The 13,950-nt window shown below is 58.0% G+C and carries 7 protein-coding genes; 4 read left to right on the top strand and 3 right to left on the bottom strand.

Features of this window, described 5'->3' with window-relative positions; genetic code table 11:
• Positions 1-46: 46 nt before the first annotated feature.
• From pulA to CQ019_RS00395, 3 genes are all read right to left on the bottom strand, one after another.
• On the bottom strand, positions 47-5,812 hold the full coding sequence (pulA, locus tag CQ019_RS00405) for a pullulanase-type alpha-1,6-glucosidase (protein ID WP_258133545.1): 5,766 nt from the start codon (positions 5,810-5,812) through the stop codon (positions 47-49).
• Positions 5,813-6,110: 298 nt separating this feature from the next.
• Complete coding sequence (locus CQ019_RS00400) at positions 6,111-7,658, bottom strand: DEAD/DEAH box helicase (protein WP_105553272.1); 1,548 nt, start codon at positions 7,656-7,658, stop codon at positions 6,111-6,113.
• Positions 7,659-7,961: 303 nt separating this feature from the next.
• Positions 7,962-10,079, bottom strand: a complete 2,118-nt coding sequence (locus CQ019_RS00395) for an MMPL family transporter (RefSeq protein WP_374954771.1) — start codon at positions 10,077-10,079, stop codon at positions 7,962-7,964.
• Positions 10,080-10,190: 111 nt separating this feature from the next.
• On the opposite strand from CQ019_RS00395, the gene CQ019_RS00390 reads away from it, so the two are divergent.
• The 4 genes from CQ019_RS00390 (at position 10,191) to pabB (ending at position 13,947) form a co-directional block, all read left to right on the top strand.
• Positions 10,191-10,691 (top strand): MarR family winged helix-turn-helix transcriptional regulator, encoded by a 501-nt coding sequence (locus CQ019_RS00390; protein WP_105553363.1) that lies wholly within the window; start codon positions 10,191-10,193, stop codon positions 10,689-10,691.
• A 9-nt stretch (positions 10,692-10,700) separates the two neighbouring features.
• Positions 10,701-11,324 carry a LysE family transporter gene (locus CQ019_RS00385; protein WP_105553273.1) on the top strand — a complete coding sequence of 208 codons (624 nt, stop codon included), beginning with the start codon at positions 10,701-10,703 and terminating at the stop codon, positions 11,322-11,324.
• A gap of 114 nt (positions 11,325-11,438) precedes the next feature.
• Positions 11,439-11,948, top strand: a complete 510-nt coding sequence (locus tag CQ019_RS00380; RefSeq protein WP_105553364.1) for a low molecular weight protein-tyrosine-phosphatase — start codon at positions 11,439-11,441, stop codon at positions 11,946-11,948.
• Positions 11,935-13,947, top strand: coding sequence for an aminodeoxychorismate synthase component I (gene pabB, locus CQ019_RS00375; RefSeq protein ID WP_258133803.1), 2,013 nt, complete (start codon positions 11,935-11,937; stop codon positions 13,945-13,947). Before CQ019_RS00380 ends, pabB begins: the two co-directional genes overlap by 14 nt.
• Positions 13,948-13,950: the final 3 nt, after the last annotated feature.

Here is a 13,950-nt window from a genome sequence, read left to right as displayed (position 1 = left end):
CTGCGAATAATCCCTACAGATGGTCCAGTAGGAATGCTCCGTTCTACTACTTAGCCGAGCCCTGAGGTTCCACTAGGACTGCCGCGGTGCGCGCCGGAATAGTCAGCTCACCGGTGGCACTGTCGAACGAAGTTGACTTCACCCGGTCATCACTGCCTTTCGCAAGAGACTTGGCAAGCGAGTAGTCGTGACCTACCAGCTCCTCAAGCTTTTGCGTGCTCTCCTTCGGCGAGGCATTGAAGAGGACTAAGGCACCGTCATGCTTGCGATCGACATCCTTACCCACCGTGTCGTCAATGCGCATCACGATAATTCCCGGTTCAGCCTCAGACCCGCCCAGCGGGAAGCTCACCTTTTGCCCAATGAGATCAGCTGAGCCCAATCGCAAGAGTCCAACTTCCTTGCGGGTCTGCAGCAAGTCCAAGGCTGCCCCTTCAGCATCAGCCATGGCCTTGGCATCCGGCTTGAGCGCAGGGTCTTCTAATAGTGGAGCCATCAGATCCCACTTCTCCCCGTTATCTGCCTCGGGCGGAAGACCCGAGCCAAAAGTATTTTCCACTCCGGAGAAGTCGATGCGGTTGAACCAGTCCCCCGAGTTATAGGAATTTCGGTCCAAAGACTTTGAACGCAATAACTCGGTTCCGGCATGCCAGAACGGAACAGCTTGTGAATACATCACGGTTGCTTGTGCGAGAGTATTCATCCGCACCCGATCCTCCATGGAAGTATCTCGTGGCAACTTGAGCACAGTGAGGTCGTAGAGCGTTTCATTATCGTGCGCGTCAACATAGTTGATCACTTCTCCCGGCTGCGAAGCATAGCCTGCTTTCGCTCCGCGGTAATCCAATTCATCACCACGGTGCACGCTGCCATCCGAAGCGAGGAATTCGAAGTCTGCGAGATTGCCAGCCAAGCCGAGCTTCACTAGGTCGGTTTCGTGGCCGAGATCTTTCAACGCTTCCTCGGTGCTCCCATTGACCTTATTACCGTTGGGATCCGTTCCCAAGCCAGTACCAAAGCCCTGACGGAATGTTGAGGATGAATCAACAGGACTGCCACCATGAACGGCATCGCGCAGTCGGTCGTTAAAGGTCCCGATGCCGGTACCGTTCATTTGCCCCTGAGTCGCTTGATAGAAGCGAGCATTGTCCGCCACCTCACCAAAGTTCCATCCTTCGCCATAGAGGTAAATGGACTTGCCGTCCACTCCGTCACGTCCCGGCTTCAGTTCATCTAATGCACTGCGTACGGCTTCCATGGTTTCTCGTGAGTGGTGGCCCATGAGGTCAAAACGGAATCCATCAACCTTATAGTCCTTGGCCCACACCACCAGGGCATCAACCATCAGTTTCTGCGCCGCAGCGTGTTCCGTGGCCAGGTTCTGACAGCAGGTCGAGGTTTCCACTTTCCCGGTGGCATCAAGTCGGTGGTAGTAGCCAGGCACGATCTTATCCAGCACACTGCGATCGGCTTGACCCGAGGCTGCGGTGTGATTGAACACCTGATCAAGCACTACTTCTAGCCCCATGCTGTGCAAGGATCCAACCATCGAGCGGAATTCTTCGACACGGTTCGCTCCTTCAGGGTTCGTGGCGTACGAACCTTCCGGAGCCATGAAATGGAAGGGGTCGTACCCCCAGTTGAATCCGTCTTCATCACCGTGGGCAGTAACGCACTCTTGTTGTTTGCTGGAAGCTGCCGGCAGCGACTTCAGATCACAGTCCGTCTCAACACGTTGTGACTGTTCCTCCTCAATGGTGGCGATATCAAAACTTGGCAGCAGGTGAACGGTAGTCAGGCCAGCCTCGGAAAGCTGTTTGAGCTGTTTACTCCCGGCCCCATTTGCTCCAAACGCTCCGTAGCGGCCCCGCTGATTCTCGGGCACCGAAGCATCTGAAATCGAGAAGTCACGGATCTGCAGTTCATAGATGCTGCGGTCCACGTCCTTTTCGACGTTTTTGGCTTTGGCCTTACGCCACTGTTTTGGCTGGTGGTGAGGGTCTTCCAAGCTCACCGCGACCGAGTGGGTGGAATTAGTGGTCAACGCAACCGAATATGGATCGGTAACAATATTCGTTTCGATCTTGCCCGTTTCAGGGACAAAGACCTGAACTTCCCACCGGTACTTCGCCTCAGCCATCTGAGGTTTACCCTTTACCGTCCACACACCGCTGTCCTTCGAATAGCTAGCAGCGTATCGTGCAGTCTTCTCCTTCTTGTCAGTAATCAGCAGTGTTGTTTTTTGGGCCGTGGGTGCCCAGAGCCTAAAGGTAGGGCGTTTACCGGTGAAGCTCACGCCGAGTTCTACATCGTCAAGCGCCTTGGCATAGAGATCATCAATGACACCAGCACTCTGAACTCCGGTGAAGGCGGTGAGTTTCTGGGTATCCCCTTCGCCATCAAATCGTGCCAATGCCAGTTGTGAACGCAATGCAGAGGCTACGTCTTCGCGATCTAGCTCAACACGCAAGGCACGGTAGTCGGCAAGGTGTGGGAACTTCTTGCGTTGTTCGGCACTCAACCCACCAATAATTTCTTTGAGCTCGATTGGCTTCGCACCGGAGATCTCTTCTCCCTCCAATTTCAAGCTGGCGTCCTTTGAAGCGTAGAGGGCATAGTTTTCACCAGTGCCTAGATCACGAGGAATCGCTAGGGTGTCAGCGGAAATCCACTGCGCTTTCATTTGACCAACGCCGGCGACTGTTTGGGTGTCAGAACCAATCTGCAACAGGTGAGTCTTCGAGTCGTAGCTGAAGCTCACTGGCTTTCCTTCGGTTACCGAAAGACTGTAGTTAGCACCTCCGACGGCACCGTCAACGCCATAATTTTCGTCCCACCCGAAGTTGTGTGACACCTTAAATTCGTAGGTACCAGCCGGGATCTTCTCCGTAGTGAATTCGTAGGTACCGTCAGCATCAGCGTCCGCCATTAAAGTAGCGAGACAGGTTGGATCCCAGTCGGATTTACAGCCCAATTCGTCTTGAAAACTTCCCGGTAAGGTGATCATCGGACCCTGTTGATCGCTTTGTGCGATGTTGTTGCGGGGATCGAAGAAGAACTTGACGGTCCCACCTTCGTGAGAATATTTAAGGTTGTCACCACCGGCAATACCAGCAGCGCCATAGTTCAGATCCCATGATCCGTTGATGGCTACCTTGTAGTCATAGTCCCCTGCTGGGACATCGAATTCACCAGAATAGACCCCGCCAGGCTGTTCAGTGAGTTTGGCTGCCTCGCAGGCCGGATCCCAGTCGGTGACACAACCCATTTCGGTGTTATGGCTTCCCGGCACGGTGACCATGGAGATATCCGATTCAGCCGGTTTTTCCTTCGCAAACCCGGAAACGTCGTTGCCCACGGAAGCATAGGTGGAAGCGGCGCTGTGTTCTCCTGCGGCATTGGTACTCACGGCACGATATTCCACCAAGGTGCCTTGTGGTAGCGATGAAACGTCGTGGAAGACTCGTGGGGTGTGGTCTTCTGCCACGCCCAGTAGGTGCCACTTCTCGGTGCCCACTTCACGCCACGACATGCTTGTTTCAGCCCACGCCTGTTCGCCTAAATCCACGGATACGGGTGTTACGCCGCTGAGCCCGGCCCCAGATTTTGGAGCGGAAATCTCAGGTGTGAAGGCAGCACTATCTACGTTCTTGTCAGCTTTATAAACCACTGCAGATAGCGCTGGCACCGTCACGTTGAGTTTCCCGTCCGCAGCACTGCTGAGTTTGTCTTCGGCGCCATAGAGCGCTGAGTAGGTTGCGTCGGAGGTCAGAGTCGACAACTCAACATCAGCGGATTCTTCCGAGTTGTTCAGGGCCACCAGGTATTCGGTTTTCTCGTCACGGTCCACACGCGAGAATGCATAGACTCCCTTGGAATCTTGGGCGTATAGCTCTACTTGTGCCCCGCCCTTCAGCGCTTTGTTTGATTCGCGAAGTTTAGAGAGGGCCGCGATGTGCTGGTACATCGGAGAATCACTGTCATAACGATCTTGGGTTCCGAGCTTTTCTCCGGTAATCAATTCTTGGTTCTGATACTCCGAGACTTGAGAAGCGAACAGTGATTGGCGAGAATCCTTGTCTCCACCGGTGCCTGCAAATCCTTGTTCGTCACCGTAGTAAACCACCGGCTGGCCACGGGTCAGGAACATCAGTTCATGGGCCAGTTCATCACGTTTGAGTTTCTGATTGCTGTTGTTCAGGAAGTACCCAATGCGCCCCATATCGTGATTGCCAAGGAAAGTTGGTAGAGCATCAGCTGAGGTGTTTGCCGTGGTGTAGTAGTCATCCGCCGAGAACAGCGTGCTTAGCGTTTTGGCTGAATTTCCTCCCGCGAAACCGGCAGCAGCAGATTGGAACGTGAAATCAAGGACGGAATTCATTTCCGTCTTACGCACGTAGGGCGAAAGCTTCTTTGCATCGGCATCATAAACTTCGCCAAACATGAAGAAGTCGTCTTTACCCTGGGCTCGTGCATAGTCCTGAACTTGTTTGGTCCATTGTTCCCAGAATTCAAAATTCACATGTTTTGCGGTGTCGATGCGGAAGCCATCAATTCCGAAGTCCACCCAGTTCTTGTAGACCTCTGCGAAACCGTTGACAACCTTAGGATTTTCGGTCATGAGGTCATCAAGCCCCTGAAAATCGCCATAGGTGACCGACTCACCTTCCCAGGTTGAGTCCCCGCGGTTGTGATAGAGCGTTGGATCATTGAGCCAGTCGGGGACCTTCTTGACTTGGTCAGAAACAACCGGGGTATAAGGGAAGGAACTGGAAGCGTCTAGCTCTGGGAAGGTATCACTGCCTGCGTAGTCCGCCGGGTCAAAGGCTTGACCCTGAGCATCCTTATAGGGAAGGGAAGACTGCTCAACGTAGGAATACTTCTTTTCCTTATTGTCGATGAGATCCGCGGTATGGTTCACGAGGATGTCGAAATACACCTTGATGCCACGCTTGTGGGCGTCATCAATCAGTTCGGAGAGTTCTTCATTGGTGCCTAGATGTGGGTCGATCTGAGTGAAATCGGTGACCCAATAGCCGTGATATCCGGCGCTGGCATCATCACCACTACCCTGAACCGGCATGTTCTTAAAACTGGGCGTGAGCCAGATGGCGCTGGTGCCAAGGCCCTGAATGTAGTCGAGCTTGGAGTGTAAGCCTGCGATATCACCGCCTTCATAGAATCCTTTGTCCGTCGGATCAAACCCGGTGGTTAGTCGATCACCTTCCAAACCGCCGGTGTCGTTAGCCGTTGAGCCATTGGCAAAGCGGTCTGTCAAGACGAAATAGAATTGCTCACCAGAACCGGCTTGCCTGACCGGCGCAGCGACCAATTCGGCATCAGTATCTGAATATTCTCCGCGAAGGTCCAGTGGCACAACTTGTGTCAGCCCAGTGGCCGTATCAAAGGTGAAGCGCAATCGACTATCCGCACTCAGGGCTAGGGGAATGTTCTCTTCTCCCCCATCCAGTCCATAAGACGTGTCAAAGCTTTTGTTCAACGCTACTTTGTATTCATAGTTCCCCGCCGGAACTTCCACTTCCAGGCTGTATTGCCCTTCCTGGTCCGTGGATTGCAGGCTGGTAGCTTCACAGTCAGCCATCCAGTCAGCGGAACATCCCAACAACGACTGAAAAGAACCGGCCAGAGTCACAGAAGTTTCATCTGCCACGGCGGGAATACTAGCCAGGGGTGCGAGCGCCAGCATCGGGGTTGCGGCCAAGGCGGTGACCCAACGACGCCAACTACGTTTATGAAGGTATGGTGGCAGAGGCTGACTGCGCACGGAGGAAGCAGCGCTTTTGCTGTTCACGAAATGCTCCATTGAGTTCGAAGGTGCGAGCGGCAAGCCATAAGAGCTGACTCGCCAGTGATTCAGCCCACACTACTGAGCGAATTCCATCAAGTGCAAGCGTTTCCAACATTTACACTCGGATGCAGGGAAAACATCAAACTTTTCAGTATTTTTCCAACTTTTTACATAGGAAACGTTTGCACAATGCGGCGCAAAAGTCTCCAATTCCCATTGTCCGGTCAGGTCGGCAACCCCACTACAAAAAGAACCTCCAGACAGCTTTTGGCTGTCTGGAGGTTCTTTTTCGTACTAGTTCTTACCGTCCGCCGGTAGCAGGGCTTGATGCACGACGTGGTCCACGTGAGCGACCACCTGCGGCACCTGCAGCATTGCGGCCTCCGGATCGTGCTGAGCGTGGGGAGTTCGACGGACGCTCGCCATTCGCTCCACGAGCCGAACGGCTTGGACGCTCAGCATTAGCGCCGCGTGATTCGCGTGCTGGACGCTCCGACTGGTTCGATGCACCGGAACGATCTGAACGGCGACGGTCTCCGCCGCGGCCCTGCGCCTCACCGGCAGGCTTGCCGCCGCGTGCATTGCGTGCGCCACCGCGTCCGCCACGGGCGTTCGAGGATTCGCCGGCAGGCTTCTTCTTCGCTGGGTTGCGGGTCTGCTGTGCTGGAGCAACATAAGGAACGAGTTCGGCAACTTCGCCGACGACCTTAGCCACAACTGGCGAGTTCAGGTTGACCTTTTCGAAAGGTACCTTCAGCCCGGCCTGCTTCAGCAAAGTCGAAACGTCGCCCTGCTGATCAGGGGTGCAGATGGTCACTACGGTTCCATCCGAACCTGCACGTGCGGTACGGCCCGAGCGGTGGGTGTAGGCCTTGTGTTCTGCCGGTGGGTCCACGTGCACAACGAGCTCCACACCATCAACGTGTACGCCACGGGCGGCCACGTCGGTGGCTACCAGTACCTTCGCCTCACCCGAGGAGAAGGCTGCGAGGTTGCGATCACGAGCGTTCTGCGACAGGTTGCCGTGCAAATCAACTGCCGGGACTCCAGCCTTTGAAAGGACAACTGCCATCTTCTTGGCGTGGTGCTTGGTGCGCATGAACATGATGCGGCGTCCGGTGCCCTGAGCCAGAATACGGATCAGTTCCTTTTTGTCGTCAGCCGGGATCACGAAGACGTGGTGTTCCATGGTGTTCACCGCGGCTTCCGGGGCATCAACCGAGTGGATGGTTGGATTGCTCAGGTAGCGCTTGACGACCTTGTCCACGCCATTGTCCAAGGTGGCGGAGAACAGCATGTGCTGGATTCCTGTTGGCATGCGGTCCATGATGCGGCGCACTACCGGCAAGAAGCCCATGTCGGCCATGTGGTCGGCCTCGTCCAGAACCGAAATTTCCAGCTGGGACAGGTCAACGACCTTCTGCTTGATCAAATCGTCAAGGCGGCCGGGGCAGGCAATGACAATGTCAACGCCCTCGTTCATGGCCTTCTCCTGGCGGCTCTGAGCCACGCCGCCGTAGATCACGGTGGTGCGCAGTCCGGAGGCTGCCGCCAGTGGGTCCACTGCCTTGGCAATCTGGGTGGCCAATTCGCGGGTTGGAGCCATGATCAATGCTCGTGGGAAGCGAGCCTTGCGACGCTGTGGTCGCTGCGCCAAGCGCGCTACCAATGGGATCGAGAAGGCAAGGGTCTTGCCGGAACCGGTCTGTCCACGGCCCAGGACGTCGCCGCCTGCAAGTGTGGTGGGAAGGGTCGCTTCCTGAATGGGGAAGGCCGATTCGATGCCTAGCTTCGCCAAGACATTCGATAGGTTTTCGGGCACGCCAAGGGCGCTAAAAGTTGTAGTCACGCTCAAACTTTCTCTCTGATTCGCACGCCGGTTTCGACGTTTGGTTTCGCCGAGCCAGGAGGAAGTCCACCACAAGCAAAAGCCATAATCGGGCCGATAACTTGGGGAGAGGAAAGGCGCATTGCGGCGCAGATCATCAGCGGGAAATCTAAACTGTCGACGAATGCGCACCGAGCTTTCCGGGAGAATCACCAAATCACTTACTGGTGCGCACAACCCCAGTCTACAGGCCATTGACGGACCCAGACAGTGCCTGAGTCCGTCAAATGCCCGCAAATCAAGAGATCTCAGACACGTCGGGGGTTATTCGGCCTTCTTCGCGAGCTTCGAGGGCCACCAGACTTTCGGCCCGATTTCCTCCACTAGCGCCGGCACCAGCAGGCTTCGAACGACGAAGGTATCAAGCAGAACCCCGAAGGCCACGATGAATCCCAGCTGGGCGAGGAACATGATCGGCACGACACCCAAGGCCGCAAAAGTCGCTGCCAGAACTACACCCGCCGAGGTGATCACCCCGCCGGTTACCTTCAGCCCCCGGCGCATGCCCTCGCGGGTTCCATACTTCAAGGTTTCCTCACGCACCCGGGTCATCAGGAAGATGTTGTAGTCCACGCCGAGGGCCACCAGGAATACGAAACCGAACAGGGGCACCGCCGGGTCTGCGCCGGAGAAGTTGAAGATGCCGTTGAACACCAAGGCGCTCACGCCCATTGCGGTTCCGTAGGAGATGACCGTGGTGACGATCAACAGCACCGGCGCGAGCACCGAACGCAGCAACAGCATCAGAATGATCAGGATCGCTATGAGTGTCAGCGGAATGATCTTGGCCAAATCCGCCAGAGCGGTATCGGCCGTGTCGAGCTGCGTCGCGGTGGTTCCGCCGATCAGCGCCTCGGCGTCCACCGCATGAACCGCCGCGCGGAGTGCGCCAATGGTTTCCTTGGCTTCATCCGAGTCCGCGGCGTCGCTCAATGTGATGGAGATCAGGCTGCGTCCCTCGATCACTTGCGGGTCGGCACCGCGTGCGGCCATGGCTGGCCCGCCGTCTTCTGCCTGCAAGTAAGCGGAGTCCACTCCGGTGACATCCAGTACATCTTCGAGGATGATGGCCGCATCGGCTTCGCTCACCACCGCGATGGCTGGTGAGCCGGATCCCGCAGGGAAGTGCTCACCGAGGGCGGCCTGCCCGTCCCGTGATTCCGAACCGCCAATGACCAGCTCGCTTTGCGGAACGCCATGCGCCTTGAGCTGGGTTACCCCCAGCGCACCCGCGGCAAGAACCAACAACGTGAGGATCCAGATGGGACGCGGATGGGCAGCGACGAAGTTCGCGATGCGCCCCCACAGCCCTTCTTTCACCACGGCATGCTCACCGTGCTGTGCGGCTTTCGGCGGGAATGGCCAATAGGCGGCCCGGCCGAGCAGGCCAAGCACTGCGGGCAGGAAGGTCAGAGCGGCAATGATGGAGAAGATGATGCCGCTGGCCCCAATCGGCCCCAGCGCCTTGTTCGAGTTCAGATCGGAGAACAGCAGGCAGAGCAGGCCGACCGTCACGGTGCCGCCGGAGGCGACAATCGGCTCCAAGGAGCTGCGCCAGGCCTTGGCGACGGCTTGGCGCTTGTCCTTGCCTTCCGCCAGAGCTTCCTTGTGCCGCGCCACGAAGAGCAACGAGTAATCCGTCGCCGCACCGATCACCAGAATCGACAGGATTCCTTGCGACTGCCCGTCGAGGCTGATCCACTGCGCATCGGCCATGTAGTAAACAGTGAGGATCGCCGCGCAAAGCGCCACCACCGAGGTGAGCAATACTGCAAATGGCAGCAGCACCGATCGATAGACCAGCAGCAGGATGACGAGCACGGCCACGAGGGCTACGCCCAGAAGCACCCCGTCAATTCCGCCGAAGGCTTCGGTGAGGTCGGCGCTGAACCCGGCGGGGCCGGTGACATAACCCGTGGTGCCATCGGGGATGATCTGCGCCAGCTTCGCCCGAAGGTCTTCGACTCCAACATTCGCTTTCACCTCTGCGCTCACCGGCACCAGCAGTTCAACGGCTTGCCCGTCTTCCGAAACGAAGGGGCCGGTAACCTGCCCGTCAAGATAGGCGAAGTCCGCGAGCTGCGCGGCCAGGTCCTCCCCGGCACTGGCCGGGAGGTCGGTTTCGCTCGTGACCAGAACCACCGCCGGAATCGCATCCGAGGTGCGGAACTTGTTCTGCCATTCAAGGGCTCGGGTCGCCTCTGCGGTTGCCGGCAGGAAGGCAACCTGGTCATTCGTCTGGACTTCGGAGAGCTTGCCGAAAGTTGGCCCGCCCACCCCTGCAATCGCCAACCAAAGCAAGATCACCAGGGAATACACCCCCAAGCGGACTCCCACGGCTTTCTTTTTCGAAGGCAACTCTGGCTTTCTCAGATGCGGCACGATTTGTTCCTTTTCGCAATGACACGGTTCTGCCAAGAATGTCGGGCAAGCTCAGCCTAGCAGAAAGTAGTTCCATCATGGAATGATTAAATGAACTATACAATCAAAGTCATGTCTACGACTACAAACCATCAGCTTGTGGCGCTATTAAGAGAATTCGGCCTTGCATCCGATCGATATGTTGAGTCGACCGGATCGATCCACGGCACGCACCGCACGGATATGAACGCGCTTTCGATCATCATGAAGCATCAGCTGCGCGGCGCCCTTCCCTCCCCGCGGGATCTAAGCCGGGACCTGCAGTTAAGCTCGCCGGCAACGACGGCGATGCTCGATCGGCTGGAAAAGATCGGCTATATCGAACGGCAGCGAACCGACAAGGACCGCCGGGTCGTGCGCATCGCGATGACCGACAAAGCACGCCGCGCAGGGAAGGAGATGTTTCTGCCGCTGGGCAAGAACATGCTCGAAATCGTCGCCGACTACGATTCCGAGCAAATCTCGCTCATTACCGATTTCATGAGCCGAGTCGTAGCCGGGGTCGACGCCGCCAGAGCTGAAGTCGTGTCACGTCACGAAGCCAAATCCGCTCCGGGGGCCGAAACACACTAAGCTGATCCAGTGACTCTTGCACTTTGGATCTCCCTGCTCGGAGCGAGCATCGTCATCAGCTTCACCCCGGGCGCTGGCGCAATCAATACGATGACCAACGCGATGAGGCTTGGCTTCCGCTCATCCATCTGGGGAATCCTCGGCCAGCAGATCGCGTTGCTCATGCACGTGATCATCGTTGCCGCTGGAGTCGGGCTGCTGGTTGCCGGATCACCGGCGATCTTCGCCGCGGTGCGCTATGCCGGCGCGGCCTATCTGGTGTATTTGGGCATCCGCATGATTCTTTCCAAACCGGATGTCGCCTCGGACGGAACCACTCAAGGCGGTGCGGTGGGCCGCTGGGCCATGGTTCGGCGCGGAATCCTGGTGAATCTGCTGAACCCCAAAGCCATCGTGTTCTTCCTGGCGTTCACACCGCAGTTCATTCGTCCGGACCAGCCGCTGATCGCGCAGTATGCCATCTACATCGGCACGATCATTTGCGTGGATATCTTGGTGATGTGGTTCTTCTTCGCCGCCACGGCACGCACCTTTCAACGATTCACCGCCACCACGCGCGGAGCGAAGATCCTTAATCTGGTCTTTGGCACGCTCTTCATTTTCGTGGCCGCACTGCTGCTTTTCCTGCATTAGTCACCGCGCAGCACCAGGGCACCGAAGCGCGTAGCAAAATCGTTGCCTTTTTGTTCTCATAAATAGGGCGCGTAGCTCTCGAAGGTTAGCCCCACTTGTGCCTAGACTAATGACATGTTCCGGATAATGATCGTGTGCACGGGAAACATCTGCCGTTCGCCTATGGCCGAGTACATGCTCAAAAATGCGTTGGGCGACGCGGGGGTCTCCGAGGTCGAGCTCTCTTCCAGGGCGACCACCGACGGGGAAGTTGGCCATCCCATCGACCCACGGGCGGCAAACACCCTGCGCGAGCACGGTCTTGATGCCACCGAGCATGTGGCGCAACAGGTCACCGTCGAAGAACTGGCGCATATGGACCTGGTATTGGCAATGGACACCGATCACTTCGAATTCCTTGTGCCGGACCTAGCCGAGATCGACCAAGCCGATCGACCGCTGCTTCGCATGTTCCGGTCTTTCGATCCGGCAATTGCCAACGAGCCCCATGACAGCCAGGGCGTTTACGACCCTTGGTATGGCGACGCCGGGGATTTCAGGGAAACTTGGAAGATGATCGCTGCCAGCCTGCCCGCCCTCGTCGATTATGTGCGGAGTAATATCGCCTCCCGTGGAAACCGCTAGACCATATATTATTGCCCTCGACGGTCGTTCCGGCGCGGGCAAAACACAATTCGCGGCCGCCCTAGCCACCACCCTGGGGGCCAGCGCAAGCGCAGATATCTTGCACCTCGAAGACCTGTATCCCGGATGGGATGGGCTTGGACGCGCCCGGAAGCTCTACGCTGAGCTCCTTCCCGAACTGGCTCAAGGCCACGAAGTGGCTTGGCAAGCCTGGGACTGGGAAACGAACCAATACGGGGCGCCACGAACCTTTGCCCCCGGCCCGGTGCTCATCATCGAAGGCGTTGGCGCCGCTGGAACCGCTGCGCGCGACTTCGTGGATGTGAGCATCTGGCTGGACGCGCCCGCGACCCTGCGCCGCGAGCGGGCGTTGGCGCGAGACGGCGAAACCTACCGCCCGTACTGGCAGCAGTGGGCTGCCCAAGAGACGGCCTATCTCCACGCAGAGGCCCCGCAAGAACACGTCACCATCGTGCTGAATGCGGCAACGGAGCAAACCCCGAGCCAACAGCTACGCACGGCGCATCGATTCCTCCCGGCCGCGCTGCAACGCCTGCTCCCCCACGATGACCCGGCGCCGGCCCCAGCGCTGCAGGCGACCTTCGCGGCGCCGGCAGATGTAGCGGCCCTGTTTGAGGCCGTAGCTTCCGCCCTGCCGAGGGCCGCACTGCTGGAATCCACGAGCCACAAACTTACCGATCCGTTGGATCGCAATAGGTACTCGGTGCTCGCCTTGGCGCTGGATCCCGCCGCCGCAGTCCTTTCGAGCGTAGCGAATCGAACCGTAGTCCATGCCGGCTCGGCCACCGTGCAGCAAGGCGGGGAGTTCTTCACCGCCCTGCACCGTTTGTGGCCCCCGCACTCGGCGCTGGCCCAGGAGTATCCGCTGCCGCAATGGGTGGGCTATCTGGGCTATGAATTGAGCCGCGAGCTCGGCGCACAAGATCGCAGCGTCCTGTTGGCCGATGGCAGCACTCGGCCCGACGCGCAGTTCTTCTGCCCCGATGCCCTCTTGGTCGTCGACCACCGGTTGGATCGCCTGATGCTCCACTGCGCCGCCGACCGCGTAGCCGCGCTTAGCGAGATCATCGCGGCGGCCGCCGCGGCCGGTACGCGCCAGGGCGCCCCATTGCCGGCCCTGGACTTCGAATGCGCAGATTCCGCCAACGGATATCGGCAGAAGGTCCGGACGGTTCAACAACAGATTTTTGAGGGAAACACCTACGAGGCCTGCCTCACCACTGTGCTGAAAGCCCGGGTCGAAGATTTCTCGCCCTTCGAAGCCTATTGCCGGATGCGCGAATCCAGCCCCGCACCTTTTGCGCACTACCTTCGCATAGCGGATCTCGAGGTCGCCAGCATCTCCCCGGAAAGATTCCTGAGCTTGGACGCCCACGGCAAACTTCGTGCCGAACCGATCAAGGGAACCCGCCCGCGCGGTAAAAGCGAGCCCGAAGATCTGGCGCTGGCCCACGATCTGGCCACGCACCCGAAAGACCGCGCCGAAAACATCATGATCGTGGATCTGCTGCGCAACGATCTGTCGCACTATGCGCTCCCCGGCACGGTAGCCGTCAAGCGCCTGTGCGCGGTGGAGACCTATGCGACGGTTCATCAAATGGTTTCCACCATTGATGCCCGGTTGCGAAGCCGCCAAGACGCGGCCCTGGCCCTGCGCGAAGCTTTTCCTCCGGGGTCGATGACCGGAGCGCCGAAGCTCTCGAGCATGGAGATCCTCGACGAATTGGAAGAGCAACGGCCCCGCGGGCTTTACTCGGGCGCCGTAGGCTACCTTGGCCACGATGGATCGGCGGATTTTTCGGTAGTCATCCGTACTCTTGTCTGCGATCGGCTGTCCACCGATGGCTGGGAATTGAGCCTCGGGCTTGGCGGTGCCATCACCGCCGATTCCGACCCGCAGGAGGAATGGGAAGAAGTGCTCACCAAATCCGTGGGTGTGCTTTCGGCGCTCGGCACAGAATTCCCGGTGCGGGACTGAGCC

The sequence above is a fragment of the Arthrobacter sp. MYb229 genome, from assembly GCF_002975405.1.
Taxonomy (GTDB): Bacteria; Actinomycetota; Actinomycetes; order Actinomycetales; family Micrococcaceae; genus Glutamicibacter.
Note: the sequence above shows the minus strand (reverse complement) of the source record. Positions and strands in the feature narration are given on the sequence as shown.